Genomic DNA, 25,634 nt, shown 5'->3' on the forward strand with positions numbered 1-25,634 from the left:
ACTTGTCGACAACATGTCGCGCCGCGCGCGACGGGATGCGGACAGCGGTTCGCGCCCGCGCCCGACCCGCACCAGTATGGAGCCGTGCTCGTCTCCATCGTCTACATGAGCCGCGCGACCGAGCCCTTCGACGACGCTGCGCTCGCCCAGCTCCTGCGTGACGCCCGGCTCCGGAACGAAGCCCTCGGCGTCTCCGGCCTGCTGCTCGCGAAGGACGGCCGGTTCATGCAGCTGCTCGAGGGCCCGGCGTGGAGCGTCGACGACCGGTTCGCGGCCATCTCGCGCGACCCACGGCACGGTGCGGTGAAGTCCCTCATCCGCGAGGACGTCGAACGCCGGCGGTTCGACGGCTGGTCCATGGCCTACCGTGCGCTCGACGACGCGGACGTGGATGCCGAGGAGGGGTTCAGCCCGTTCCTGACGGACACCGTCGACTTCCCCCGCTCGTTCGACCGCACGAGCGCCGCCTGGCTGCTGAAGTGGTTCCGCGACCGCGAGCTCCACGACCGCTGACCGGCCTCAACCGCGTGCGAACGCCAGGCTCTCCTCTACGATGCCGACCACCGTCGCGAGCTCGTCCTCGTCGCGGGGGCCGTAGACCATGAACTCCGTGCCGAAGTCCGCGTAGCCGTGCGGTTCTGCCCACCCCAGGTCGATCAGCTCGCGCCCGCGGTCCTCGGGCAGGACGAGGTGGACGCTCGTGTCGTCGACGCCGTGCAGGTGCACGGGTTCGAGCCGCTTCCCTGGAGCGAGGGACCGCTCGGGGGACGACTCGACCTGGCGGTCGGTGAGGAACACGGCGCGCGAGCTCGCCGGCGACACCTGGCTGTGGCCTTCGACGACCTCCGGCAGCGCGAACACGGCCGCGACCAGGCGTCCCCACAACTCCGGCGGTGCGAGCTGGTCGATCTGCCGGTGCGGCCCTTCCGTCGAGGTCGTCGGCGTCGATCCGCGTCGAGGAAGTGTCATGCCGTCAGTCTGCCGCGGGCCCGGGCGACTCCGGCGACGACACCCGTGACGGCGAGCAGCACGAGGCCGACGCCACCCACTGCGGACGCGAACAGGGCGAGGATCCCGGCACCGATGTTCGCCCCGCCGCCGTCGTCCGCGGTGATGAACAGCGACCACATAGCGACGCCGAGTCCCGTGAACCCGACTGCGAGCAGCACGGTCGCGACGACGTGGAGTGCTCGGAGGGCGGTGCGCATGCCGTCAGTCTGACGCGCTGAACGTCTCCGCCACGACCCCCAGCAAGCGGGTCCGGTGCCGCGGGTCAGCGATGCCGGAGAGGAGCACGTGCCACATCGTCGCGACCGCCGGGTGGAGGTCCGCTCGCCCGGTGCGGACGTCTGACACGAGCTGCACGCCGGTGAAGTACGGCACGACCGTCGCCCCGAGTTGATCGGCGGAGAGCTCGGTACGCAGTTCCCCCGCGGCGACGGCCAGCCGGAAGACGTCGACGATCCCCGCGATCCACTGCTCGTAGAAGCTCGCGGTCGCGGCGGCGAACTCACCGCGTTCGAGAGACAGCCGGATGCCCGCGCGCACGATCGCGTCGGTGCGGAGCAGGTCGGCGATGCCCTTGGACGCGCCGATCAGAGCCGACGTGGGTGAACTGTCGGTGCGGCTGACGACGTCGAACGTGCGGACGTTCTGCTCGTCGATGACGGCGAGCGCCATCGCGAGCTTCGTCGGGAAGTGGAAGTGCAGCGCCCCCTGGGACACGCCCGCCGTGCGGGCGATGCCCGCCACCGTCGCGCTGGCGAAGCCGGCGCGGTCGAACTCCTGCGCCGCGGCCTGCAGGATCTGCTCACGTCGTTCCACCCCACCAGAGTCACAGGCTCCGTCGGCGTGTCGCGCGCACCGCTCCGCATCGCCGCCAAGCGCGACACGCCAGTCCGAGGGTGGCTGTGTCAGGCGGCGTGCCGTGCCAGGGTGATCCGCGCCTCCGGGACGTCCTGCAGGTCCCGTCCACGGAACCACCGCAGCAGCCAGTCGGCGGGGGAACCCGCCAGCTCGGACGGCAGGCCGGAGCGCTCGGTGAGGAACGTGCTGAAGCCCGGTTCGTCCCGGACCTCGGTGTCCGACGGGTTCCCGAAGGCCATCGCCCACCCGTCGAATCGGCGCGTCGCGATCCGCTCTCGCGAGAGGGACTTCACGTCACGGTGGCGGGGGTCCCGCTCGATCGCGGCGAAGCGGTCCTCGACGGCCCACGCGGGGCCCTCGAGGACCTGCATGAACCGACCGCCCTTCGCCAGGAGAAGACCGGAGACGCCGAGCGCCTGGTTGGTGAGCCGCGCCTCGCGCAGCATGTCGACCAGCTGGCCGTCGGTCAGGTCGTCGACGGCGACGGACATGTACACGAGGGTTTCGAGGGAAGTCATCGCCTGCAGTCTCGGTCGTGTCCCCGGCGTGGAGCAAGGATCGTCCGCACACCGCACCGAGGACTGCGGTGTGCGGACGAACACGCCGCTCAGGTGAGCGCGAGCAGGGTGTTCACCTGCTCGTTGATGCCGGTCAGGGTCGTGATCGACTTGCCGTTGGCGTACACGTCGTCGAACGCGGGCTGCAGCAGGGCCTGCACGTCCGCCGGGTTGCGGGTCACCGGGAAGAGGAACGTGGTCTTCTCCTCGACCTGTCGGGTGAACGCCGAGACGTCCAACCCGCGCTTCCGGAACGACGCGACCGCGGCTTCGGTGCCCGCGGGCCGCGCGGGGAACACGATGCCGGCCTTGCCGACGATCGTCTGCGCGGCGTCGCTGCCGAGGTACGCCACCCACTTCGCGGCGGCCTCGGGGTCCTTCGCCTGCTTCGTGATCGAGTCGCCGAGCCCGTTGAACATCGACGCGCGGTGCCCGACCGGGCCGACGGGCGTGGGGGCGACTGCGATGTCGAGGTCCTTCATCCCGAGGTAGGTGCCGATCATCCACGAGCCGTTGAACGACAGCGCGCACTTGCCGGAGCCGAGCTGCACGTCGGGCCCGGTGGTGGTGGAGAACACCCCGTACTTCGCCATGTATCCCTTCTCGGCGAGGCGGTAGTACCAGGCGAGGGTGTCCTGCACGACCTGCTCGTCGTAGCGGAACTTGTCGCCCCAGGGGTTCTCGTTCGTGTAGAACCAGTCGATCGACCCGGTGAACGGCGACCACTGGGTCTGCCCGAAGCCGTCGCCGCCGGACCCGTTCGACGAGATGCCGTAGACCGCGACGTCGTGCTTGTCGAAGCCCCGTTCGTCCCCGCGCCGACCCTTGGAGTCGACGGTGAGGTGGGCGACCATCCGTTCGAACGAGCCGCCGTCGTCGGGGTTCCACTCGAGGTCCGCGAGGTCGGCGTCGGACACGTCGGCCTTCGCCATCGCCTTCCGGTCGTAGAACATCGCGATGGTGTCCCAGTCCTTCGGTGACCCGTACCGGTGGCCGTCCTTGCCCTTCCAGAGCTCGGCGAGCCCTGATTGGTAGTCGGCGTCCCGGATGCCCTTGGTGGCCTCGAGTTCGTCGAGCTTGTAGAGCACGTCGAGGTCGGAGTACTGCGGGAACTTCGTCAGGTGGTCGGTGAACACGTCGGGCGCGGTGCCGGCGATGAACCCGGCGGTGAGCTTCGTCCAGTAGTCGTTCCACCCGAGCTGCGTGATCTTCACGGTGATGTCGGGGTTCTCGCGGTGGAAGGCGTCGGCGACGGCCTGGTAGGCGGGCAGCTGGTTGGAGTCCCAGAGCCAGTAGCTGACGGTCCGGGTGCCGGTCCCCGAGGCGGAGCGGCGTCCGGGCGACGAGCACGCTGCGAGCGCACCGAGTGCCAGGGCGGAGGCGCCGCCGGCGAACAGGGCGCGGCGGGAGAGCGAGTTTGTCATCTGGTGCCTACTTGATTCCGGAGAAGCCGATGGAGTTGACGATGCGCTTGGCGAAGACGCCGAACAGCACGATCATCGGGAGCGCCGCCACCAGGGTCGCGGCCATGAGCCCGGCCCAGTCGGTGCCTGATTGCGGGGTCTGCGACTTGAAGACGCCGAGCGCGACGGTGAGGACCCGAGAGCTGTCCGTGTACGACACCATGAGCGGCCAGAAGTAGTCGTTCCAGCTCGTGATGTACGTCAGGACGGCGAGGGTGGCGATGGGTGCGGCGGCCATCGGGATGACCAGGCGGAAGAACACCCGGACCTTGCCGGCGCCGTCGATGAGGGCCGCCTCCTCGACCTCCTTCGAGATGCCGAGGAAGAACTGCCGGAGGAAGAACACCGCGAACGGGGTCATGAACATCGTCGGCAGGGCGATGCCGAGCAGGTTGTCGACGAGCCCGAGCTGCTTGATGAGGGTGAAGTTCGGCAGCAGCGTGAAGATCGCGGGGACCATGAGGCCGGCGAGGAACACCGCGAACACCTTGTCGCGTCCGGGCCAGCGCAGACGGGCGAAGGCGTAGGCAGCTGCGGCGGAGAAGAACACCTGGCCGACGGTGACGAGCGTCGACACGATGACGGAGTTGCCGAGGTAGCGCCAGAAGTTCAGCGCGGCGCCGGAGCCGCCCTGCTCCAGGGCTTCCTTGGTGGACTGCAGGCCGAAGACCCGCTCGAACCCACCGAGGCTGAACCCGACGGGGAGCAGCGAGGTCGGGTCGGAGTTGATCGCGCCGTTCGACGACAGCGCGGTGCGGAGGATCCAGTAGAAGGGGAACAGCGTGATGACGATGACGGCGATCATCGCGACCCACGCGAGGATCCGGCCGATCGACGGGCGTCGACGGTGTGCGGCGCCCGGGCGGGGCTGACGCTTCGTGGTGACGGAACGGGTGAGTGTCGTGGTCATGGTCGGGACGCTCCGTTCAGTCCAGGTCCGACTCACCCGAGCGGGTGAGGCGGTACTGGATGATCGTGATGATGCTGAGGACGATGAGGAGCGCGACCGACACGGCGGACGCGTAGCCGAACTGGAACCGGCCGAAGGCCAGGTTGTAGATGTAGTTCTGCACGACGTTCGTGGCGTTCGCGGGTCCGCCCTGCGTGGTGACCGCGACGGTGTCGAACACCTGGAACGAGCCGATGACGGTGATGATGAGCACCAGCGACAGGATCGGGCGGAGCAGCGGCACGGTGATGCGCCAGAACATCTTCCACTCGCTCGCGCCGTCGATGCGCCCGGCCTCGTAGACCGTCTCGGGCAGCGACTGCAGGCCGGCGAAGATGAGCAGCGCCGTGTAGCCGACGTGCCGCCAGACGTTGATGAGCGCGATCGAGGGGATGCCCCACACGTCGCTCTGCAGGAAGGGGATGCGGTCGAGGCCGAGGGCCGCGAGCATCTCGTTGCCGATGCCGAGCTGGGTGTCGAGGATCCAGAGCCACACGAGCGCCGCGACGACGTTCGACACGAGGTACGGCGCGAGGACGATGCCGCGGACGAAGGTCGACTTCGTCAGGCGGTGCATCATCACCGCGATGAAGAGCGCCACGACCGTCTGGATCACGATGTTGATGACGACGTACTCGACGGTGACGACCATCGAGTGCCAGAAGATCGAGTCCTGCGCGAGTCGGACGTAGTTCTGCAGGCCGGTGAACTCCGGCGGGGTGAGCAGGTTGTACGAGGTGAAGCTGAGGTAGATGCCCCGGACGGTCGGCCACGCGAGGAACACGGCGAAGCCGATCGCCGCCGGGGCGATGAACACCAGCGCGAGCCAGAGGTCGTTCCGGGGTCGACGCCTCGGCGAGGTCGTCCGGGCACGGGCGAGGGTGGTTCCCCTGCTCCGTGGGCGGGTGGTCGTCAAGGGTGACGACACGGGGCTCTCGGTGGCCATCGCGACTCCTTCGTCTGCGGTGGACTGACGTGCAGCAGTCCGTGAGCCGGGAATCTACACGTGGGGACCGATCGTGGCAAGGGTTCGTTTCCAGGCCGAATCAATGGTTGTCACGTGTAGACAGCATGTGTCAGGATGGCCCCCGATCGCATCGGAGCGACCTGCTCGGCGACGCATCCCACACCCCTGGAAAGGTCACTGATGATCTCAATCGGAATGGTCGGCGCAGGCCAGTTCGCCCCGCAGTTCGCGAAGCTGTTCAAGCTCCACCCCGACGTCGACCGGGTCTTCGTGACCGACCTCGTCGACGACCGCGCATCGGAGCTCGTCGAGTCGCAGCACCTCGACGGCACGTTCGACGACTTCGACGCCGTCCTCGCCTCCGACGTCGACGCGGTGGCGATCTTCACGCAGCGATGGACGCACGGCCCCCTCGTGGTCAAGGCCCTCCGCGCCGGCAAGCACGTGTACTCCGCCGTGCCGATGGCGATCTCCGTCGAGGAGATCAGCGCGATCATCGAGGCCGTCCGCGAGACCGGACTCACCTACATGATGGGCGAGACGAGCTACTACAACCCGGCGACGGTGTTCGCGCGGAAGCAGGTCGCCGAAGGCGCGTTCGGCCGGGTGTTCTACGCCGAGGGCGACTACGTCCACGACATGGACCTCGGCTTCTACGCCGCGTACCAGTTCAGCGGCGGCGACCAGTGGAAGCGGACCGCCAGCTACCCGCCCATGCTCTACCCGACGCACTCGGTCGGTGGCGTCCTCGGCGCGATCCCCGGCCACGCCGTCAGCGTCAGCTGCATCGGCATCAAGGACGACCGCGGCGACGGGGTGTTCGACAAGGACGTCAGCCAGTTCGACAACGACTTCTCGAACGCCACCGCCCTGTTCGAGCTCGACAACGGCGGGGTCATGCGCATCAACGAGATGCGCCGCGTCGGCTACCCGTCGCACATCCGCGAGTCCCGCTTCCGCTACTTCGGCACCGAGGCCAGCTTCGAGCAGCTCGCGAAGGTCAGCGTCTGGCAGGACAAGGAGGACTCGTACGACATCAGCGACCGGATCAACACCAAGGCGACGATGGACCTCGACGACCCGCGCCTGGCCGGGGTCGACCCCTCGCTCCGCGACGCGTTCGTCTCGGGGTACGCCGAGGTGCACGACACCGACCGTCTGCCGGCCGAGTACGCCGGAGTGCCGACCGGGCACGAGGGCAGCCACCAGTTCCTCGCCGACGACTTCGTCCGCGCCGTCGTCGACCGCACCCTGCCGCCGGTGAACGCCTGGACCGCCGCGCGGTTCACGCTCCCCGGCATCATCGCCCACCAGTCCGCACTGCAGGGCGGCGTGCGCCTCGAGGTGCCGGACTTCGGCGACGCCCCCGCGACGGCCGATGCCGCGTCCGCCACCGGTGCGAGTGCCGTCTAGGATCACAACCACCGTCGTTCGGGTGCCGATCCGCACGGATCGGCACCCGAACTCGATCCAGGAGGCGTCCGTGACCAGCCCGACGACCCCGAGGGCGGTCACCCGCGCGGACGTCGCCCGGTACGCGGGCGTCAGCACCTCCGTCGTCAGCTACGTCGTGCACGACGGGCCCCGCCCCGTGGCCGCCGAGACGGCCGCCCGGGTCCGGGACGCCATCCGGGTCCTCGGGTACCGCCCGAACGCGAGCGCGCAGGCACTCCGCACCGGGTCGTCGAAGATGCTCGGGCTCATCGTCCCCGAGCTCGACAACCCGCTCTGGTCCGAGGTCGCGATCGCTGTCGAACAGGCCGCGGCCGACCGGGGCTACGACGTCCTCATCTCGAGCAGCGACGGCGACGTCGCCCTCGAACGCGACCGCATGCGCAGCTTGTCCGCACGCCAGGTCGACGGGCTCATCGTCACGAGCATCATGACCCGCCCGGACCTCTCCACCGTGGTCGACCCCGGACTGCCGATGGTGCTCCTCAACACCTTCTTCGAGGTCCCCGAGTTCGCCAGCACCGGCGTGGACGCCCGCCGCGGCGCCTTCGACGGGACCGCGCACCTCGCCGGGCACGGCTACTCGTCGATCGGGCTCGTCATCGGGCACGCCGGTTCCGACACGGACCTCCGCGAGCAGGGCTGGCAGGACGCCCTCCGCGAGCACGGCGTGCAGGACGGCCCCATCGTCCGCACCGAGTTCTCCCGCGCGGGCGGCTACACCGCCGGACTCCGCATGTTCGGCTCCGCCAACCGACCGCGAGCCGTCTTCGTCAGCTCCGACATGCAGGCCGTCGGGGTGCTCCGAGCCCTGTACGAGCTCGGGCTCTCCGCGCCGACGGACGTCGCGATCGTGTCGTTCGACGGCACCGCCGAGGCGGACTTCACGAACCCGCAGCTCACCGCGGTGCGACAGCCGATCGACGCGATGGCTGCCGGTGCGGTCGACCGGGTCCTCGGTCGCGTGGCCGGCGAGCAGTGGCACCGCGACCTCGTGCCGGCCGAGTTGGTGCTCGGCGCGAGTTGCGGGTGCGACGTGCGTCGCTGACGCACCCACCTGCCGGACTGGAGGCACGGTGCGGGCCCGACCCGCGCCTCCAGGCCGTCAACCGGTCACGTTCCGGACGTGTGTCCCTGCACCGCCTTGAGGTCGCCCAGCGGGACGCGTCGCTGCGCGACGCGCGTCACGGCTGCGGCCTCGACCGGCTCGCCGGTCTCGGCGTCGACGAACCGCAGGTCCGACGTCAGGTCGGTGCGGCGGTGCCGGTCCGCCCACCCGCCGAGCGCGAGGAGCACGAGCGAGAGGTCGCGGCCGGCATCGGTGAGGACGTACTCCTCGCGGACGCGTCCGCCCTCCGGCTTGTAGGCGGTGCGTTCGAGCACGCCACCCTCGACGAGGGAGCCGAGACGGGCAGTGAGGACCTCGCGCGGGATGCCGAGGCTCTGCTGGAACTGGCTGAAGCGGGTCGAGCCGGCGAGGGCGTCGCGCACGATCATGAGCGTCCACTTCTCGCCGAGGACGTCGAGGGAGCGCGCGATGGGGCAGCGCTCGTCGCCGCCGAGGATGCCGAGCATGTGTCCATCGTAACTGGGTTCGGAATGCAGACACAACGTGCTAGGTTCGGTTTCCGTACTCAACTCTCTCGACTGGAGCCCCCATGACCGACCTCACCGACGCGATCGTCCTCGTCACCGGAGCGAACGGCGGCCTCGGCGCCGAGTTCGTGCAGCAGGCCCTCGACCGCGGCGCCGCCAAGGTCTACGCGACCGCACGGAACCCCCGCACCTGGGACGACGATCGCATCGTCCCCCTCCCCCTCGACGTGACCAGCCAGGCGAGCGTCGACGCCGCTGCCCGCACCGCGGCGGACGCCACCATCGTCGTGAACAACGCCGGCGTCGGCGGCTCGACCCCGTTGCTCGAGACCTCCGTCGAGGACGTCGAGCGCGTGTTCGCCACCAACGTCTTCGGTGCGCTCCGGGTCGCCAAGGCCTTCGCGCCGACCCTGGCCGGCGGTGCCCTCGTCGACGTGCACTCCGTGCTGAGCTGGATCGCGCTCGGCAACGGGTACTCGGCGTCGAAGGCGGCGTTCTGGTCACTGACCAACTCGCTGCGCCTCGAACTCGCACCGCAGGGCACGCAGGTCGTCGGGGCCCACCTCGGGTACACCGACACCGGGATGACGGCGGACCTCGACGTCGAGAAGGCCGACCCCGCGGTGATCGTCGCCGCCATCTGGGACGCGGTCGAGGCCGGCGAGCACGAGGTGCTGGCGGACCAGATCAGCCGGGACGTCCGCGCCGGGCTGAGCGCACCGCTGGTCGCGCTGTACCCGGGGATCGCCGCGGCGGTCTGACCTCGGCGACCGCAACCCCCGCCGCTACCATGACCGCATGGTGACGACGGGGGCGGTCGCGGAGCGACGGACGGGGTGGACGTCAGCGGGGTGGGCGGCGCTGTACTGGGTGACGGTCGCGCTCGGAGTGGTCGGCGGCGGCGGGTCCTGGCTCTGGCTGTACCTGGCCTCCGAGGAGGCCACGCGTGGCGCGAGCCCGGACCGAACGGGCGCGAACCCGAACATCCCCATGGGGGTGACCGGGCTCGTGGTCGGCCACGTGGTGGGGTTGGTCCTGCTGCTGATCACGGCGCGGCTCGCTCGACACCGGGGTCGTTCGGTCGCGGCGTTCGCGATCGTCGGGCTCGTCATCGCGTCCGGCATCGGGTTGGCGCTGTCCCTCCAGTTGACCGACGGACGGCTGGTCGCGCCCTGGCCGCACGCGCCGTTCGTGCCCTGAGACGCTGCTGCTCGACCGGTGTCAGCCGTGGGCTCCGCGGCCGGTGATGCCGCGGGTGCTCGCGGTGATCGACGCGCGCTCGTCGTCGGTGAGCCCGGCCGCGCGGAGGATGCGGACGAGGACGTCGCTCTTCCGCTCGATGTAGTCGTCGATGTCCGCCGACACCCGGGCAGCGCTCCGCTTCACGGCGGCGTACTCCTCGCGCAGGACGCCGTCCGCGCGCAGGACGTCGCGCACGGCGAGGTGGTTCCGCAACGCGAGTGACCCCTCGGAGACGACGTACGTGTTGGTCGGCGCAAAGTGGTCCGGCGTCCGGAAGGCCTGACGCTCGGGGATGCCGAGGTCACCGCGGGGCTCGAAGCCGATCGTCGCGAGGGCGGCGACGGCCGCCGGGACGTCCGCGGAGGCAACGACGACGTCGACGTCGATCACCGGTTTCGCCGCGAGGCCGGGGACGGCGGTGCTGCCCACGTGCTCGATGCGGTGCGGGACGCCGGCAGCGCGGAGTGCGTCGTCGTACGCCCTCCGGAGCACCTCGAAGCGCCGCGGCCACTCCGCTCGGTACTCGACGACCTCGACCACACCGGCCCCCTGGATCTCCTCGCGCACGGTGCACGGTACGCGTCCCGCTGTCCCGACGGTCGGCGGCGCGTGCGAGGATCGGTCAGTGCAACTCCCTCCCCCCGTCGCGGTCGTCATCGCCGCCATGAGCGAAGAAGTGTCCGCGTTCGCGTCACTCTTCGACGGCGTCCCGATCCTCGACGGTCCCGTCGGCGGGCACGACGAGCACCACCTGCTCGACATCGACGGAGCCACCGTCGCGGTGCGTCGGAGCGGCATCGGGTTCGCGAACGCCACGGCCGCGGTCGCCCACGCGTTCCACGACTTCGGGTCGGGCGTCCCGGTGATCAGCGTCGGTACGGCCGGCGGACTGATGCACGGCGTCGAGATCGGCGAGGTCGTCGTCGGGGACCACTACGTCAACCTCAACGCGGACGCCACGGCCTTCGGCTACGCACTCGGCCAGGTCCCGGGCATGCCGACCGGGTACGAACCCGACGACCGACTCGTCGGACTCGCGCTCGCTTCGGACGCCGGGTACCGCGTCCGGGCGGCGACGATCGGCTCGAGCGAGGTGTTCGTGACCGAGGGTCGAGCGCGCACCCTCCGTGCTGCCTTCCCCGCGGTCGCGGCCGTCGACATGGAGTCCGCCGCCATCGCGCAGTTCGCGCACGTCCACGACATGCCGTTCGTCTCGGTCCGGTGCATCAGCGACCTGTGCGCGCCGGACGGCGACGAGTTCAAGGAGCACCTCGACGGAGCGGCCGCACGTGCCGCTCGCGTGGTGCACGACGTGGTGGCGGGTCTCGTCAGCTGACCGCGAGCCGCGGGTGACGAGCATCGGCGGAGGGTGTGGGATTCGAACCCACGAGACATCTCTGCCCACCTGTTTTCAAGACAGGCTCCATCGGCCGCTCGGACAACCCTCCGTGACGCGACCACGTGGCGAGACGTGACCGCGTCCCGAGAAGTCTAGCCGAGCCTCCAGGCCGTACAGCGGGACCGACGCAACGTGCGAGGTCTCGCGCAGTGTGCGAGGCAAACTCCCTCGCACGGCGCGCGGAACCTCGCACCGTACGAACCAGCACCTCGCACCGTGCGAGAGCCAGCGCGCGTCAGCGCCCGTCAGCGCGGCAACGAGTCGAGCGCGGCCGCCAGGCCGTCGTCCGTCACACCGCCGGTGAGCTCGTTGCCCGCGTCCACGACGTCCTCCGGCGCCTGGCCCATGACGACCCCGCGCCCCGAGGTCGACGCCCACCGCAGCATGTCGATGTCGTTCCGGCCGTCACCCGCGGCGAAGACCCGGGATCGCGGGATGTCGAGCCACTCGCGGACGCGTTCCATCGCGGTGGCCTTCGTCACGCCCTCCGGTGCGATGTCGAGCCACGACGTCCAGCCCACCGAGTACGAGACCTTGTGCAGCCCCATCTGCTCGACGATCTGCAGGAAGTCCTCGGTGTCGTGGCCGGGCGAGATGACGACGACGCGGGTGGCCTCGACGCCGAGCAGTCGCTCGAACGGGACGTGCTCGCCGGCGACGGTCATCGCGTCGTCCGGGAAGTTGCCGGAGAGCAGGAACTGCCCGGTTTCGTCCTCGACGCCGAACGCCGCGTTCGCGAGCGCGCCGTGCACGGTCTGCAGGACCTCGGACGGGTCGAACTTCTCGACGTGCACCCGCTCGTAGGAGCCGTCCGGCCGGCGGGCGAGGGTGAGCGCACCGTTCGCGCACACGAGGTACTTCGGCTCGATGCCGAGGGTCTCGAGCAGCGGCACGGTCATGCCCTCGCTGCGGCCGGTGGAGAGCATGACCTCGTGCCCCGCGGCCTCGACGTCACGCAGGGCGGCGATCACGGTGTCGGTGACGACGCCGTCCTCGCGCATGGTGGTGCCGTCGATGTCGAGCGCCACCAACCAGCGCTTGGTCCGGACCGATCCCCCGGCCCCGGAGCCACCGTCGACGAACCGCCCCTGCGTGCTCATCGGGGCTCGATCACCTCGACGCCACCGAGGTACGGACGGAGGACCTCCGGCACCACGACCGAGCCGTCGGCCTGCTGGTGGGTCTCGAGGATCGCGACGATCCACCGGGTGGTCGCGAGCGTGCCGTTGAGGGTGGCGACCGGGGCGGTCTTGCCGCTCTCGGTGCGGTAGCGGATGTCGAGGCGACGGGCCTGGAACGTGGTGCAGTTCGACGTCGAGGTGAGCTCGCGGAAGGTGCCCTGCGTCGGTACCCATGCCTCGATGTCGTACTTCTTCGCCGCGCTCGTGCCGAGGTCGCCCGCGGCGGTCTCGATCACGCGGTAGTGCAGTCCGAGGTCCTGCAGCATCTGCTCCTGGTACGACACGAGGCGCTCGTGCTCCGCCTCGGCTTGGTCCGGGTGCACGTACGAGAACATCTCGAGCTTGTTGAACTGGTGCACGCGGAGGATGCCACGGTTGTCCTTGCCCGCCGAGCCGGCCTCGCGTCGGTAGCAGGTCGACCAGCCGGCGTACCGGTGCCCCTCGCCAGACTCGTCGAGCGACAGGATCTCGTCCGAGTGGAACCCGGCGAGGGCGACCTCGCTGGTGCCGGTGAGGTACAGGTCGTCGGCCTCGAGCCGGTAGACCTCGGCGGCGTGCTCCCCGAGGAAGCCGGTGCCCGCCATCGTCTCGGGGCGCACGAGCGTCGGGGTGATGAGCGGTTCGAACCCGGCGGCGATCGCACGGTCGAGACCGAGCGACATGAGGGCGATCTCGAGCCGGGCGCCGAGGCCGCGCAGGAAGTAGAACCGCGAGCCGGAGACCTTCACACCGCGCGGGATGTCGATGATGCCGAGGTGCTCGCCGAGGTCCGCGTGGTCCTTCGGCTCGAAGTCGAACTCGGGCTTGGTGCCGACGGTGCGGAGCGTGACGAAGTCGTCCTCGCCACCTGCGGGCACGCCGGGCAGGACGACGTTCGGGATCGAGCGGACGACGCTGTTGAACGTGTCCTCGGCGGCGGTGACGGCGGCCTGCGCCTCCTTCACCTTGGCGGCGAGCGCCTGGGCCTGCTGCACGAGCGCGGCCTTCTCGTCCTTCGGGGCCTTCGCGACGGTCTTGCCGAAGGCGTTCTGCTCGGCGCGGAGGGACTCGAACGAGGTGATCGCGCTCCGCCGTGCCGCGTCCGCGGCGACGGCCTCGTCGACGACGGCCACGGAGGCGCGGCGCGCCTCCTGCGAGGCCTTGATGACGTCCGGGTTGTCGCGCAGCAGCTGGGGATCGATCACCGCTTCATCCTAAAGGGACGTCACTGGAGGCGCGTGGCGGCGCCGCCACGTGCCTCCAGGCCGTCACCGGGTCACGTCGGACGTCCCTTCGCAGCATCCGATCGGTACCGTTGGTGCATGTCGACCCCTTCGGAGACCGCGCCCGCGGACCAGGACGCCCTCCAGACCGAGCAGCGGACGGCCGCGGTGGTCTACAACCCCGTCAAGGTCCACCTGCCGACCCTCAAGCGCACCGTCGAGAAGCACCAGCAGGAGGCCGGCTGGGCCGAGACCCTGTGGTTCGAGACCTCAGAGGAGGACCCGGGCGGTGGCATGGCCCGCGCCGCGCTCGAGGCCGGAGCCGACGTCGTCGCCGCCGCGGGTGGGGACGGCACCGTCCGTGCCGTGGCCGAGGTGGTGCACGGCTCCGACGCCTCGCTGGCGCTGCTCCCGAGCGGGACGGGCAACCTGCTCGCGCGGAACATGAAGCTGCCGCTCGACGACCTCGGCGGCATGGCGAAGGCGATCTTCTCCGGCAACGACCGCTCGATCGACTTCGGGCTGATCGGCGTCGAGCGGCCCGACGGCTCCCGCGACAAGTTCGGCTTCCTGGTGATGGCCGGTCTCGGGCTCGACGCCCGGATGCTCGCCAACACCCGGCCCGGGCTGAAGAAGCGCGTCGGGTGGTTGGCCTACCTCGACTCGCTCTTCCGCTCCGTGCGGGACACCGACGGCTTCGAGTTCAGGTACCGGCTGGACGAGTCGGCGCGCAACGGCTCGGTCCGGGCGCACTCCGTCATCGTCGGCAACTGCGGCATGCTGCAGGCCAACGCGATGCTCCTGCCCGACGCCGAGATCGACGACGGCGTGTTCGACATCGTCGTGATGCGTCCGCGTGGGTTCTTCGGCTGGGTGCGGATCGGTGCCCGGGTGTTCTGGGAGAACGCGATCCTGCGCTGGTTCCACCGCTCGTCGCTCGGCAACACCGTCGTCGGGCGTCGGATCACCACGGCGGCGAAGCAGGAGCGGCCGCTGCGCTACATGCGTGGCGAGGAGTTCGTGCTGCGGCTGACGAAGCCGGACGAGTTCGAGATCGACGGCGACCCCGTGGGCGAGATCGTGGCGTTCCGCGCGCAGATCGACGCCGGGTCGCTGGACGTGCGGGTCCCCGTGGTCGAGCCGCACGCGGGGCGCGGTCGCAAGAAGTAGCGGCGGCGTCACCCGCGCTCGCACAACCAAAGTCGGCCCGAACCACCGAATGGTGCGGTTCCGGGTGACTTTGGTTGTGCGCGAGCGAAGCGCGCCAGCCGAACGCCGCGCAGCGCCGCGCGCGGGCGGCCGCGCAGCGCAGCGCCGCGCGCGGCCGCGCAGCGCCCGCGCGTCAGCGCGCGTCGGGCTCGCCGGAGACGATCGCGCGGAGCCAGTCCCGGGCCTCGACGAACGCCGCGTCCGAGTAGCGCGCGGGGACCTCGGGGCGGACCCCGTCGGCCCGCGGGTACGACCCGAGGAACGTCACGCGCGGGCTGAAGCGGCGCAGGCCGAGCAGGGCGTCGGCCACGCGCTCGTCCCGCACGTGCCCGTCGAGGTCGATCACGAACCGGTAGCGGCCGAGCTCGTCACCGATCGGCCGCGAGGACAGCAACCCCATGTTGATGCCCCGGGTCGCGAACTGCTCGAGCATGTCGACCAGGGCTCCGGGGTGGTCGGCGGGCAGCTCGACGATGACGCTCGTCTTGTCGGCGCCGGTCGGTTCGGGCAGCGCCAGGGTCTTCGACACGAGGACGAACCGGGTCACGGCGGAGGCGTTGTCCCCGATCGACGAGGCCAGGACGTCGAGCGCGTAGTGGTCGGTGATCCCCGGGGGCGCGACCGCGGCGTCGGCGGTGGGGTGCTCGTCCAGCAGGGCTGCGGCAGCCGCGACGTTCGAGGACGCCGGGATGTGCCCGTGGCCGCGGACGTTCGCCTCGAGCCAGTTGTGGGTCTGCGCGTACGCCACGGGGTGGGCGTTCACGGTGCGGACGTCGGCGAGCGCGGTGCCGGGGCGGGCGACGAGCACGAAGTCGACGGGGACGAGGTACTCCCCCACGATGCGGACGCCGGGGATCCGGGCGAGGGCGTCCTGCGTGGCGCTGACCCCGCCGTCGACGCTGTTCTCGATCGCGATCACCGCACCGATCGACCGGCCGCTGACGACGTCGTCGAGGGCTTCGCCGACGTTGTTGACGCTGCGCCAGGGCTTGCCGGCGGCTGCGTCGACGAGTTTGAGGGCCGCCTCGGTGAAGGTGCCGGCGGGTCCGAGGTAGGAGTACGTGTCGGACGGCGCGGCGGGCTGGCTCATGTGGCGAGCCTATTGCAGCACCGCACGACGGCCACGACCGTCAGTCGGTCGCCGTGCCGGTCAGCCGGGCCTCGCAGATCGCGGTGTCGTCGTCGTCCCGCGGGTAGGTCAGTGCCGCGAAGCGTCGCTCGGGGTCGAGCCGCGTGAGCAGGGCCGCGGCGATGCCGTCGAGCTGCCCGACCTGTTCCTCGGTGAGGGCGTCGATCACCACGCGACGGGCGGTGCGCACGTGGTCGGGCGCCGCGTCGACGATGGTGGCGTACCCGGTGTCGGTGAGCCGGACGTCGGTGGCACGCCGGTCGTCGGTGGACGGGCACCGGGAGACGAGCCCGCGCTTCTCGAGCCGGGACACGACGTGGGACAGCCGCGGCAGGGACGCGTTCGTGGCCGACGCCAGTGCCGACATCCGGAGCGTGCGGGACTCGGTCTCCGAGAGCATCGCGATGACCATGTAGTCGAAGTGCGTCAGGTCGGCGTCACGCTGGAGCTGCTGGTCGAGCGCCGCCGGCAGGAGCTCCATGACGGCGACGAGCTTCATCCACGCACGGAGCTGGTCGCGCGTGAGCCACGGGGTCTCGTCGGTCATACCGGCATCCTAGCGAATGGTTGTCGGTTCAACCAGTAGACGTCGCGGTCCGCCGACGCCGGAGCGCGACGACCAGGACGGCGACCACCACGAGCACCAGGACGCCCTCGACGACGAGCAGACGCAGGCCGTAGTCGAACGGCAGCACCGTGTCGTTCTTCGTCCCGTGCGCCTTCGCCGCGATCTCCGGCAGGACGACGAGCGCCAGGACGCTCCCGAGCACCACGACGGCCTGCACGACCACGAGCGCCCAGACCTGCAGCGTCCGCCCGGTCCGACGGAGCAACAGGCCGACGGCGACGACGAACGGCGACAGGATCGCGTCGTGCAGGATCACCGCGCCGAGCAGCCACGTCGCGAGGCCCCAGATCCGGTTCGGCCGCACGGTCGTCACCATGACGTACGCCCCGAACGCGATGACCAGGACGCCGACCACGACGAGCACGATGCGTGCGACCTTCACCGGAGCACCTCGATCTTCTCGATCCACTTCGTCTGCAGCACCCCGGGCCGACCCGGGGCGATGATGCGCGCCGGGAAACCGTGGTCCAGGTCGAGCTTCTCGCCGTTCAGTTCGAGCGCGACGAGGGTCGTCGGGTCCTCGGCGTACTCGGGACCCATGTCCATGATCCGGTAGCCGCCGTGCCGTTCGAGGCTCGTCACGCGCACGTGCGACCCCGGCGGGGCCTGGACCGCCGCGAGCAGGTCGCGCATCCGCACGCCCTTCCAGGTCGCCATCTGGCTCCAGCCCTCGACGCACGAGATCGGGAGGTCGACCCGGGTGGCCCCCAGCGCGACCAGCTCGGCACGGGCGAAGGTCCGGCTGACGTCGTGGCCGACGACCGTGAGGGTCCAGTCCGCGGCCGTCGCGGTCGCCAGGACGCCTGCGGCGCGGGCCGTGCGGTTCACCGGCAGGCCGTTCGCACCGCGGTGCCGCTGCCGCGCCCCGAAGACGTTGAACGGCTCGGCGAGCGTGCTCGACTGCCCGGCCGTCAGGGCGACGACACCGACCGTCGCCGCTGCGACACCGGCGAAGAAGCCGCGTCGGGCGACGCGCTCACGTCGACCCTGGGTCGCCTCGGGAGACTGCCGGGAGGCGCGGCTCGCCTCGGTCGCGTCGGCCTGCGTGGTCGGAGCGGGAACGCCGTCGACCCAGCGCAGGACCCTGCCGGTGAGGCCGCGGGGGTAGGAGGCGACCACGGGCGCGACCGCAGCCGGCGGGACGGAGTCGGTCCGTGCCTCCAGGCCGGGTGGGAGCAGCTCGCTGCCCACCGTCGTGTCCGCGACGAACCGACCGTGCTCGTCGTACGCGTCGCGCTTCCGCCAGTACCGCGCGATGATCCGCAGCTTCGTGCCGATGTGCAGCACGAGCGACCCGATGAGCACGAACGACAGCGCGTAGTGCACCTGGCGGAACGGGAACGGCCACGGGTACCACTGGTACGTGTTGACCAGGCCGGTGGCGACCTGCACCAGCGCGGCGGAGACGAAGACCGCGATGGACACGCGCTCCAGCAGGTGCAGCACGCCGCGCACCGGTGGGACCTGTGCGAGGGCGGGCATCACCGCGTTGAGCTTCGCGACGAGCAGCGGGATGATCGCGATCCCCGCCGTGATGTGGAGGCCCTGCGTGAACTGGTAGAGCTGGGTCGGCCGTGTCGGGAACCGCATGCCGGGCAGCGGGTCCTGCAGGAAGTGGCTGAAGAGGCCGGTACCGAAGCACACGAGGAAGGCAACCCCGAGCAGCCGCCCGAGCACGACGGCCGAGCGGGCGTTGCGGTTGGGGGACGCCATCGTCGCCCGGGCGTCCAGCAGCAGCCGCCGCACCACGGATAGCCTCAGGACACGATGAGCGAACGACTGCGCACCGGCCGACTGCTGCCGACCGTCCTGGCCGTGGTCGGGGTGCTGGCCCTCGCGGGCGTCATCGCCGTGGGTGTCACGCATCTGGGCTTCCTCCGATCCGGTCATCGTGCTCCATTCGTTGCGTGGACCCTGATCGCTTGGACCGTCTTCGCCGGGGCGGTCCTGGCGTTGCGGTTCGTCCCCGCGAAGTGGATGACGTGGCTCGTGGTCGGCGGTGGCCTGGTGGTCGGGCTCGCCGACATCGCCGGGCCGCCGAACACCAGCACCGATTCTGCCCGGTACGCCTGGGACGGCATCGTCCAGCACGCCGGGATCTCCCCGTACGCGCACACGCCGCAGTCGACCGCACTGTCCGGTCTGCGTCCCGAGTGGCTGTTCCCGGACAAGATCGACGGCACCTGCGATCCCCTGCAGCCCCGGTACCGCGGGCTCGGTGACGGCGCGCAGGGACACTGCACCGCGATCAACCGACCGGACGTGACGACGATCTACCCGCCGATGGCGCAGCTGTGGTTCGCCCTCGTCCGCGCGTTCGTCCCGGCCACGGCGCAGTACATGCCGTTCCAGGTCGCCGGGCTGGTCGTCTCGCTCGGCGTCACGCTCGGCCTGGTCGCGGTGCTCCGCCGACTCGGTCGTCCGACCTGGTGGGCGGCGCTCTGGGCGTGGTCGCCGCTCGTCGCGTCCGAGGCGGTCACCAACTCGCACGTCGACCTGCTCGGCGCCGCCCTCGCCACGGCCGGCGCAGTGCTCGTCGCCTTCGGGCGGCCGATCTGGGGCGGCATCGCCCTCGGGGCGGCCACCGCGACCAAGCTCATCCCCGCGATCGTCTACCCGCCGTTGCTCGGGCGGTGGCGGAACTGGTGGGCGATCCCGGTCGGGATCGCCGTGTTCGGCCTGCTCTACGTGCCGTACGTGCTCACCACCGGGCTCGACGTGCTCGGGTACCTGCCGGGCTACCTGTCCGAGGAGGGCTACGAGGACGGCTCCCGGTTCGCCCTCGTCTCGCTGGTCTTCAAGGGTGACGCGGCGACGATCGTCGTCGGGCTGCTCGTGCTGCTGGCGGCGTTCGTGGCGTGGCGGCTGTCCGACCCGTCGCGGCCGTGGTCCGGCGAGGTGCTGATGATCGGCGTGACCTTCCTGGCGGTGAGCCCGCGGTACCCCTGGTACGTCCTGCTGCTCATCCCGTTCGTGGTGCTCTCCGGCCGATGGGAGTGGTCGGCGATCGGCCTCGCGATCGCCCTGCGCGGCGTGTGGCCGTCGGTGGACGCGTACCGGTGGTGGCTCGCGGCGGCCGTGCTCGTGATCGTCGTCGTCACGATCGTGCGCACCCGTCGGTCGGACTGGGTGCGCTGGGGACGGCTGCTGTCGTTCCGGCGGCTCGACCACGTACGCTGACGCCCATGGCACCCGCGACCCTGCTCGGCTCGACCGGCGCGTCCGCATCCTCGGACCCGTCCGGGCTCGTCGACCGGTTCGGGCGCCGAGCCGTGGACCTGCGGGTGTCCCTGACCGAGCGCTGCAACCTCCGCTGCACGTACTGCATGCCCGCCGCCGGACTGCCCTTCGCACCCGACGACCAGCTGATGACGGCCGCCGAGATCGAGCGGCTCGTCCGGATCGGGACGGCCCGGTTCGGCGTCCGCAAGGTCCGGTTCACCGGTGGTGAGCCGATGCTCCGCCACGACCTCGTCGACGTCATCGCCCGGTGCGCCGCGCTGCCGGACGCCCCGGAGCTGTCCCTCACCACGAACGCGATCGGCCTCGCCCACCGCGCTGCCGCCCTGTACGCCGCCGGACTCCGCCGGGTGAACGTGTCGCTCGACACCGTCGACCCGACGGTGTTCGCCGAGGTCACACGCCGACCGTTCCTGGACAAGGTCATCGCCGGGCTGTCGGCCGCGCACGACGCCGGACTCGCGATCAAGGTGAACGCCGTGCTCCTGCGCGGGATCAACGACGCCCTGGCACCGGACCTCATGCGCTGGTGCCTGGAGCGCGGCTACGAACTGCGGTTCATCGAGCAGATGCCGCTCGACCCCGACCACGCGTGGGACCGCACCTCGATGGTCACCGCGGCGGAGACCCGCGCGATGCTGTCGGAGTCCTTCGGCCTCGTCCCGGACGACGCACCGCGCGACGGCGCCCCGGCCGAACGGTTCCGGGTGCTCGCCCGCACGGCCGACGGGGGCGTCGGTCCGGAACTCGGCACGATCGGGATCATCGCGAGCATCACCGAGTCCTTCTGTGCGGACTGCACCCGCACACGGCTCACCGCCGACGGGCACGTCCGGAGCTGCCTGTTCTCCGACGAGGAGACCTCCGTGCTCGGACCGATGCGCGCCGGCGCGTCCGACGACGAGGTCGCCGAGCTCTGGCGCCGGGCCATGTGGGCGAAGCCGCGCGACCACGGCGACGACACCGACGACCTCGTGCACCCGACGCGGGGCATGAGCGCGATCGGGGGCTGAGGTGACCACGATCCGGTTCTTCGCGGCTGCCCGGGCGGCGGTCGGCGCGGACGAGGTCACCGTGGCGGCGCCGGACCTCGACGCTGCGCTGCGCGGTGTGGACGCCGCCGATCCGTCGCGGTGGCAGGCACTGCAGGAGCGGTGCTCGTACCTGGTCGACGGTGTGACCACGCGCGACCGGTCGACCCCGCTCGAGGGCGTTGCGGTCGTCGACGTCATGCCGCCCTTCGCCGGGGGCTGAGCGGGGCGGTCCGGCGCCCGTTCCTTCCCACACCGCCCGCGATGCACGGCACTTCCGGGCGTACCCGGTCAGGACTTCCGTCCAGGGACGCCCGGATGCACCAGGTGCACCTCACCAGGACGTCGGTGCACCGGCCGGCGCGTAGACCGTCACCTCGGCGTCCGGCACCACGATGCGGACGGCCTCGCCCGGGGCGAGTGCGAGGGCCGCGGCGACCGACACGGTGACGTCGGCGACGAGCTCCCCGGCGCGCACGCGGACGAGCCCGTCCCGCGGCTCGAGCGTGGTCACCGGACGCTCCGGCCCGGCACCGTCCCGCGTCGGTCGAGCGGCCGTCGGGTGGTAGACCGCCAGCGCGGGCCGGCCTGGAGGCACGGTGTGCGTTCCCGACGCCAGCGCACCTCCGCCCTCCAGCGCGATCCCACCCCGCGTGGCGGTCCCGCGGACGAGCGTCAGTCCGGAGAACGACGCGGCGAACGCGCTGGTCGGGCGGCCGAGGACGTCGGCGGTGGGGCCGGCCTCGACGACGCGTCCGGCCTCGAGGACGACGATGCGGTCCGCGAGGGCGACGGCCTCGAGCGGGTCGTGCGTGACGAGGAGCGTCGGGCGGCCGGTGCGCGCGGTGCCGAGGGCGGCACGGACCTCGGCGCGCGCATCGACGTCGAGGGCCGAGGTGGGCTCGTCGAGGAGCAGCAGCGCCGGATCTGTGGCGAGGGCCCGGGCGATCGCGACACGCTGGGCCTGCCCGCCGGAGAGCGTCCCCGGTGCCCGGTCTGCCAGGCCGGCCACGCCGACGGCCGCGAGTGCCGCGGACGACCGCGCTCGCGCCTCCCGGCCGCCCGATCCGGATGCGCGCGGTCCGTACGCGACGTTGCCGGCGACCGAGCGGTGCGGGAAGAGGTCCGCGCGCTGCGCGACGAGGCCGACCCCGCGGCGGTACGGCGGCACGCGCGTGAGGTCCCGGTCGCCCAGCACCACCTCGCCCTGCCGGGTGCGCAGCAGCCCGGCCAGCGCCTCGACGACGGTGGACTTGCCGGCGCCGTTCGGTCCGACGAGCGCGACGCACTCCGCCGGGCCGATGTCCAGGCGGACGTCGACGTCTCGTTCCGGCACCACGACGTGGGCGCGCAGACCGCCCGTCACGCGACGACCGTCCGGGTGCGGAGCGCCGAGGCGCCGATCACGACGAGGGCGACCACCACGAGCACGAGCGCGAGCGCGACGGCGGTGTCCGGGTCGATCTCCCGCTGCAGGTAGATCTCGAGGGGCAGGGTGCGGGTGACCCCCTGCAGACTGCCCGCGAAGGTCAGGGTCGCCCCGAACTCGCCGAGGGCACGGGCGAAGCAGAGGACGAGCCCGGACAGGATGCCCGGCAGCACGCGCGGTGTCGTGACCGTCAGGAACGTGCGGGTCGGACCGGCACCGAGCGTCGCCGCCACGCGTTCGAACCGGTCACCACCGACGCGGAGCGCACCCTCGATGGACGACACCAGGAACGGCATCGCGACGAACGTCTGCGCGATGACGACGGCGGTCGTGGTGAACGCGATGCGGAGGCCGTGGTCGTCGAGGAACGCCCCGACGACGCCGAGGCGCCCGAAGGCCGCGAGGAGCGCCAGGCCGCCCACGACCGGTGGCAGCACCAGGGGCAGCAGGACGAGTGCCCGGGCGACGCCGACCCAGCGCGAGGTCGAGCGGGCGAAGAGGACGGCGAGCGGGTACCCCAGCACGAACGCGATGCCGGTCGCGGCCGCCGCCGTCCCCAGGCTCAGGCCGAGGGCGCTCAGCGACGCGGGCGAGGTGACGAGCGCGCCGAAGGAGCCCCAGTCGACGCGGCCGACCATGGCGAGCACGGGCACGACGACGAACAGGCCGCCGAGCACCGCCGGGACCGGGAGCCACCACGGCACCGGGGCCCGGCCACCGGTCACGGTGCCCCGAAGCCCGCGTCGGCGAGCACCTTCTGCCCGGCGTCCGACCGGACGTAGGCCGTGAACGCCGCCGCGAGTTCGGGGTTCGCCGCGTCCTTCAGCACGCCGATCGGGTAGGTGTTGACGGCCTTGCTCGACGCGTCGAACGAGACGCCGTCGACCTTGCCGCCTGCACCCTTCACGTCCGTGACGTAGACGAGCCCGGCATCGGCCTGCCCGGACTCGACCTTGCCGAGCACGTCCGTCACCGACTGCTCCTCGCTGACCGGCCGCAGGTCGATGCCGGTGGCCTGTTCCACCGTGGCGGTCGCGGCACCGCACGGCACCGGTGCGGCGCACGTCACGAGCTGCACGTCGGACGACGTCAGGTCGTCGAGGTCGGTGATCTTCTTCGGGTTGCCGGGAGCGACCGCGATCTCGAGGACGTTCGTGGCAAAGTCCTTCGACGAGCCCGGAGCGATGTCGGTCTTCACGATCTTGTCCATGTTCGCCTCGTCGGCTGAGGCGAACACGTCCGCCGGGGCGCCGTTGCGGATCTGCGTGACGAGGTCGCTCGAGCCGGCGAAGGAGAACGTGATCGAGGTGCCCGGGTGGGCGTCCTCGTACTGCTTCCCGAGGGTGGTGAAGGTCTGCTGGAGCGAGGCTGCGGCGAAGACGGTGATCTTCCCGGTGGGGCCGGTGGTGGCGCTGGCGGTGCCGGTCGTCGCGGTCGACCCCGCGGTCCCGCCCGATCCGCTCGTCGAGCAGCCAGCGAGGCCGATCGCAGCGAGTGCGGCTGCGGCGAGGAGCAGCGTGGCGTTCCGCTTGTGCGTCGTCATTCCGCGATCGTATCCGCAAGTGCGGATGTCGTGCCGCCTTCTCGCCGCCAGGCCTCGATGCCGCCGTCGAGGACCGTCGCAGGGCGGCCTGCCGCGCGGGCGGCTCGGGCCCAGGCGGTGGCGCGGACGCCGCTGGCGCAGACGACGACGACCGGTGCGTCCGCCGGCTCGTCGTCGAGGTGTTCCGGGGTGGTGCTGCCGGGGATGGCCCCCGTGGCGAGTTCGGCGGGGGTCCGGACGTCCACCAGGAGCAGACCGCCGCGAGCGTCGCGCAGACGTTCGGCGAGCGCCGCGGGGGCGATCCGCGGCGGGGCGTCGTCGACCTGAGCGGCCGGACGGCGTGACGCGGGACCCCGGCGGAGCGGACTCTCGGTCCACCGCCACCGCCGGGCATCGACCGTGAGCACCCGGCCGAGCAGCGGCTCACCGATCCCCGCGACGAGCGCGGTGACCTGCGCGGCCATCACCGAGCCGACGGCTCCGCACAGCGCGGGCAGCACGCCGTCGAGCGCGCAGGAGCCCTCGTCGGGCAGCGCGTCCGGGTGGAGGTCGTGGAAGTCGATCGGCTCCGGACCACTGTCGTGGAAGACCGAGACCTGCCCGTCGAGCCCGAGCACCGTGCCCCACACGAACGGGGTGCCGGCGCGGGAGCAGGCGTCCGAGATCGCCCGCGTGACCTCGACGCTGTCGGCGGAGTCGACCACGACGTCGTGCCCGGTGACGTGCTCCGGCCGGAAGGACTCGGCGAGCGCGACGACCTCGAGCTCCGGGTCGACGCCGCGAACCCGCTCCGCTGCGCACTCGGCCTTCGACCTGCCGACGTCCGCAGCGGCGAAGAGGGTCTGCCGTGCGAGGTTCGACGTGTCGACGACGTCGTGGTCGACGATCGTGACGCGACGCAGCCCGGCGCCCGCCAGGTACGTGAGCACCGGGGCGCCGAGCCCACCGGCACCGACCACCAGGACGCTCGCGTCGGCGAGGGCCCGCACGGCCCGCTCGCCCGCGCCCTCGAGCGCCGCGGTCCGGGAGGTCAGGCGTCGCCGCGCGTCGCTCGTCACGGTGCGGGCTCCGCGGGCACCTCGACCGAGACCATCGTCGCCTTCACCGAGGCCACCGCGACGCTGCCGACCCCGAGTCCCAGGTCGTGCACGGCTTCGGCGCTCATCAGCGACACGACCCGGTGCGGCCCGCTCTGCAGCTCCACCTGTGCCATCACGCCGTCGACCGTGAGCGCGGTGACGATGCCGACGAACCGGTTCCGGGCGGAACTGCGCGTGCCGGACGGGTCGTCGAGCTGGTCGCCGCGACCCCGGATGTGTGCGGCGAGTTCCCTGCCGTCCAGCACCGTCCGGCCTGAAGCGTCGACGCCCCTGGTGAACGTGCCGCCGTCGACCAGTCGGCGGACGGTGTCGTCGCTGACGCCGAGGTACCGCGCGGCGTCGCGGATGCGGAGCTTCGTCATGGTGTTCGCACCATACCGGTGTGTGGAACTCTCAGTGTCGGCGGGCCCCGCGCCGGGTTCCTGTCCAGACGCCCCGGCTACCGTCCAGT

At 71.4% G+C, this 25,634-nt stretch carries 30 protein-coding genes and 1 tRNA gene; 10 read left to right on the top strand and 21 right to left on the bottom strand.

Annotated features, from left to right (window positions below):
- Positions 1 to 84: 84 nt before the first annotated feature.
- Complete coding sequence (locus tag CRP27_RS07870; protein ID WP_097180119.1) at positions 85 to 513, top strand: BLUF domain-containing protein; 429 nt, start codon at positions 85 to 87, stop codon at positions 511 to 513.
- Between the two features lie 6 nt (positions 514 to 519).
- Here CRP27_RS07870 and CRP27_RS07875 read toward each other — a convergent pair whose 3' ends face one another.
- The 7 genes from CRP27_RS07875 to CRP27_RS07905 form a co-directional block, all read right to left on the bottom strand.
- Complete coding sequence (locus CRP27_RS07875; protein ID WP_255257478.1) at positions 520 to 969, bottom strand: luciferase family protein; 450 nt, start codon at positions 967 to 969, stop codon at positions 520 to 522.
- A complete protein-coding gene (locus CRP27_RS07880) occupies positions 966 to 1,208 on the bottom strand; it encodes a hypothetical protein (protein ID WP_097180120.1) in 243 nt (80 codons plus the stop codon). Before CRP27_RS07880 ends, CRP27_RS07875 begins: the two co-directional genes overlap by 4 nt.
- Before the next feature lie 4 nt (positions 1,209 to 1,212).
- Entirely contained in the window at positions 1,213 to 1,824 is a 612-nt protein-coding gene (locus CRP27_RS07885; RefSeq protein WP_176505503.1) for a ScbR family autoregulator-binding transcription factor, read from the bottom strand.
- An 89-nt stretch (positions 1,825 to 1,913) separates the two neighbouring features.
- Positions 1,914 to 2,384 (bottom strand): BLUF domain-containing protein, encoded by a 471-nt coding sequence (locus CRP27_RS07890; RefSeq protein WP_097180122.1) that lies wholly within the window; start codon positions 2,382 to 2,384, stop codon positions 1,914 to 1,916.
- An 89-nt stretch (positions 2,385 to 2,473) separates the two neighbouring features.
- A complete protein-coding gene (locus tag CRP27_RS07895) occupies positions 2,474 to 3,847 on the bottom strand; it encodes a sugar ABC transporter substrate-binding protein (RefSeq protein WP_097180123.1) in 1,374 nt (457 codons plus the stop codon).
- Positions 3,848 to 3,854: 7 nt separating this feature from the next.
- Complete coding sequence (locus CRP27_RS07900; protein ID WP_176505504.1) at positions 3,855 to 4,796, bottom strand: carbohydrate ABC transporter permease; 942 nt, start codon at positions 4,794 to 4,796, stop codon at positions 3,855 to 3,857.
- A 16-nt stretch (positions 4,797 to 4,812) separates the two neighbouring features.
- Complete coding sequence (locus CRP27_RS07905; protein WP_079236878.1) at positions 4,813 to 5,781, bottom strand: carbohydrate ABC transporter permease; 969 nt, start codon at positions 5,779 to 5,781, stop codon at positions 4,813 to 4,815.
- 198 nt (positions 5,782 to 5,979) lie between these two features.
- Here CRP27_RS07905 and CRP27_RS07910 point away from each other — a divergent pair, with 198 nt between their 5' ends.
- The gene (locus tag CRP27_RS07910; RefSeq protein WP_097180359.1) at positions 5,980 to 7,215 is read left to right on the top strand and encodes a Gfo/Idh/MocA family protein; all 1,236 of its coding nucleotides are present in this window, start codon (positions 5,980 to 5,982) and stop codon (positions 7,213 to 7,215) included.
- A gap of 70 nt (positions 7,216 to 7,285) precedes the next feature.
- The gene (locus CRP27_RS07915) at positions 7,286 to 8,302 is read left to right on the top strand and encodes a LacI family DNA-binding transcriptional regulator (RefSeq protein ID WP_255257479.1); all 1,017 of its coding nucleotides are present in this window, start codon (positions 7,286 to 7,288) and stop codon (positions 8,300 to 8,302) included.
- A gap of 65 nt (positions 8,303 to 8,367) precedes the next feature.
- Here the strand turns inward: CRP27_RS07915 and CRP27_RS07920 are convergent, their stop codons facing one another.
- A complete protein-coding gene (locus CRP27_RS07920; RefSeq protein WP_097180125.1) occupies positions 8,368 to 8,829 on the bottom strand; it encodes a helix-turn-helix domain-containing protein in 462 nt (153 codons plus the stop codon).
- Between the two features lie 83 nt (positions 8,830 to 8,912).
- Here CRP27_RS07920 and CRP27_RS07925 point away from each other — a divergent pair, with 83 nt between their 5' ends.
- Together CRP27_RS07925 and CRP27_RS07930 are read left to right on the top strand one after the other, a co-directional pair.
- The gene (locus CRP27_RS07925; protein WP_097180126.1) at positions 8,913 to 9,611 is read left to right on the top strand and encodes an SDR family oxidoreductase; all 699 of its coding nucleotides are present in this window, start codon (positions 8,913 to 8,915) and stop codon (positions 9,609 to 9,611) included.
- 37 nt (positions 9,612 to 9,648) lie between these two features.
- Positions 9,649 to 10,050: a hypothetical protein gene (locus CRP27_RS07930; protein WP_097180127.1), complete on the top strand. Its 402-nt coding sequence runs from the start codon at positions 9,649 to 9,651 to the stop codon at positions 10,048 to 10,050.
- A gap of 21 nt (positions 10,051 to 10,071) precedes the next feature.
- On the opposite strand, the gene CRP27_RS07935 is transcribed toward CRP27_RS07930, so the two are convergent.
- Positions 10,072 to 10,659, bottom strand: a complete 588-nt coding sequence (locus tag CRP27_RS07935; RefSeq protein WP_255257480.1) for a GrpB family protein — start codon at positions 10,657 to 10,659, stop codon at positions 10,072 to 10,074.
- Between the two features lie 58 nt (positions 10,660 to 10,717).
- Here CRP27_RS07935 and mtnN point away from each other — a divergent pair, with 58 nt between their 5' ends.
- Positions 10,718 to 11,428 (top strand): 5'-methylthioadenosine/S-adenosylhomocysteine nucleosidase, encoded by a 711-nt coding sequence (gene mtnN, locus CRP27_RS07940; RefSeq protein ID WP_176505505.1) that lies wholly within the window; start codon positions 10,718 to 10,720, stop codon positions 11,426 to 11,428.
- Between the two features lie 27 nt (positions 11,429 to 11,455).
- On the opposite strand, the gene CRP27_RS07945 is transcribed toward mtnN, so the two are convergent.
- The 3 genes from CRP27_RS07945 to serS form a co-directional block, all read right to left on the bottom strand.
- Positions 11,456 to 11,540: transfer RNA gene (locus CRP27_RS07945), tRNA-Ser, on the bottom strand.
- Positions 11,541 to 11,736: 196 nt separating this feature from the next.
- Positions 11,737 to 12,591: an HAD family hydrolase gene (locus tag CRP27_RS07950; protein WP_097180129.1), complete on the bottom strand. Its 855-nt coding sequence runs from the start codon at positions 12,589 to 12,591 to the stop codon at positions 11,737 to 11,739.
- Complete coding sequence (serS, locus tag CRP27_RS07955) at positions 12,588 to 13,856, bottom strand: serine--tRNA ligase (RefSeq protein WP_097180130.1); 1,269 nt, start codon at positions 13,854 to 13,856, stop codon at positions 12,588 to 12,590. Before serS ends, CRP27_RS07950 begins: the two co-directional genes overlap by 4 nt.
- A gap of 117 nt (positions 13,857 to 13,973) precedes the next feature.
- On the opposite strand from serS, the gene CRP27_RS07960 reads away from it, so the two are divergent.
- Positions 13,974 to 15,044 carry a diacylglycerol kinase family protein gene (locus CRP27_RS07960; protein WP_097180131.1) on the top strand — a complete coding sequence of 357 codons (1,071 nt, stop codon included), beginning with the start codon at positions 13,974 to 13,976 and terminating at the stop codon, positions 15,042 to 15,044.
- A gap of 172 nt (positions 15,045 to 15,216) precedes the next feature.
- Here the strand turns inward: CRP27_RS07960 and pheA are convergent, their stop codons facing one another.
- The 4 genes from pheA to CRP27_RS07980 are packed head-to-tail and all read right to left on the bottom strand — an operon-like array spanning position 15,217 to position 18,586.
- On the bottom strand, positions 15,217 to 16,173 hold the full coding sequence (gene pheA, locus CRP27_RS07965) for a prephenate dehydratase (RefSeq protein ID WP_097180132.1): 957 nt from the start codon (positions 16,171 to 16,173) through the stop codon (positions 15,217 to 15,219).
- Positions 16,174 to 16,213: 40 nt separating this feature from the next.
- The gene (locus CRP27_RS07970) at positions 16,214 to 16,759 is read right to left on the bottom strand and encodes a MarR family winged helix-turn-helix transcriptional regulator (protein ID WP_097180133.1); all 546 of its coding nucleotides are present in this window, start codon (positions 16,757 to 16,759) and stop codon (positions 16,214 to 16,216) included.
- A gap of 28 nt (positions 16,760 to 16,787) precedes the next feature.
- Complete coding sequence (locus CRP27_RS07975) at positions 16,788 to 17,222, bottom strand: hypothetical protein (RefSeq protein ID WP_097180134.1); 435 nt, start codon at positions 17,220 to 17,222, stop codon at positions 16,788 to 16,790.
- Positions 17,219 to 18,586: a molybdopterin-dependent oxidoreductase gene (locus tag CRP27_RS07980; protein WP_176505506.1), complete on the bottom strand. Its 1,368-nt coding sequence runs from the start codon at positions 18,584 to 18,586 to the stop codon at positions 17,219 to 17,221. Before CRP27_RS07980 ends, CRP27_RS07975 begins: the two co-directional genes overlap by 4 nt.
- A 21-nt stretch (positions 18,587 to 18,607) precedes the next feature.
- On the opposite strand from CRP27_RS07980, the gene CRP27_RS07985 reads away from it, so the two are divergent.
- Genes CRP27_RS07985 through CRP27_RS07995 form a run of 3 tightly spaced genes read left to right on the top strand, consistent with a single transcriptional unit; the run spans position 18,608 to position 21,334 of the window.
- The gene (locus CRP27_RS07985) at positions 18,608 to 20,020 is read left to right on the top strand and encodes a glycosyltransferase family 87 protein (protein ID WP_097180135.1); all 1,413 of its coding nucleotides are present in this window, start codon (positions 18,608 to 18,610) and stop codon (positions 20,018 to 20,020) included.
- Positions 20,021 to 20,025: 5 nt separating this feature from the next.
- Entirely contained in the window at positions 20,026 to 21,093 is a 1,068-nt protein-coding gene (gene moaA / locus CRP27_RS07990; protein WP_097180136.1) for a GTP 3',8-cyclase MoaA, read from the top strand.
- Between the two features lies 1 nt (position 21,094).
- Positions 21,095 to 21,334: a MoaD/ThiS family protein gene (locus CRP27_RS07995; RefSeq protein WP_097180137.1), complete on the top strand. Its 240-nt coding sequence runs from the start codon at positions 21,095 to 21,097 to the stop codon at positions 21,332 to 21,334.
- A 111-nt stretch (positions 21,335 to 21,445) separates the two neighbouring features.
- Here the strand turns inward: CRP27_RS07995 and CRP27_RS08000 are convergent, their stop codons facing one another.
- Genes CRP27_RS08000 through CRP27_RS08020 form a run of 5 tightly spaced genes read right to left on the bottom strand, consistent with a single transcriptional unit; the run spans position 21,446 to position 25,545 of the window.
- Positions 21,446 to 22,477 carry an ABC transporter ATP-binding protein gene (locus CRP27_RS08000; protein WP_217990706.1) on the bottom strand — a complete coding sequence of 344 codons (1,032 nt, stop codon included), beginning with the start codon at positions 22,475 to 22,477 and terminating at the stop codon, positions 21,446 to 21,448.
- Entirely contained in the window at positions 22,474 to 23,265 is a 792-nt protein-coding gene (locus CRP27_RS08005) for an ABC transporter permease (protein ID WP_176505507.1), read from the bottom strand. The genes CRP27_RS08000 and CRP27_RS08005 overlap by 4 nt, the downstream gene beginning before the upstream one ends.
- A complete protein-coding gene (gene modA / locus CRP27_RS08010; RefSeq protein ID WP_097180138.1) occupies positions 23,262 to 24,083 on the bottom strand; it encodes a molybdate ABC transporter substrate-binding protein in 822 nt (273 codons plus the stop codon). Before modA ends, CRP27_RS08005 begins: the two co-directional genes overlap by 4 nt.
- On the bottom strand, positions 24,080 to 25,141 hold the full coding sequence (locus CRP27_RS08015; RefSeq protein WP_097180139.1) for a ThiF family adenylyltransferase: 1,062 nt from the start codon (positions 25,139 to 25,141) through the stop codon (positions 24,080 to 24,082). Before CRP27_RS08015 ends, modA begins: the two co-directional genes overlap by 4 nt.
- Positions 25,138 to 25,545 (bottom strand): molybdopterin-binding protein, encoded by a 408-nt coding sequence (locus CRP27_RS08020; protein WP_097180140.1) that lies wholly within the window; start codon positions 25,543 to 25,545, stop codon positions 25,138 to 25,140. The genes CRP27_RS08015 and CRP27_RS08020 overlap by 4 nt, the downstream gene beginning before the upstream one ends.
- Positions 25,546 to 25,634: the final 89 nt, after the last annotated feature.

The organism is Curtobacterium sp. 314Chir4.1 (assembly GCF_900215175.1).
In the GTDB taxonomy this organism is placed as follows: domain Bacteria; phylum Actinomycetota; class Actinomycetes; order Actinomycetales; family Microbacteriaceae; genus Curtobacterium; species Curtobacterium pusillum_A.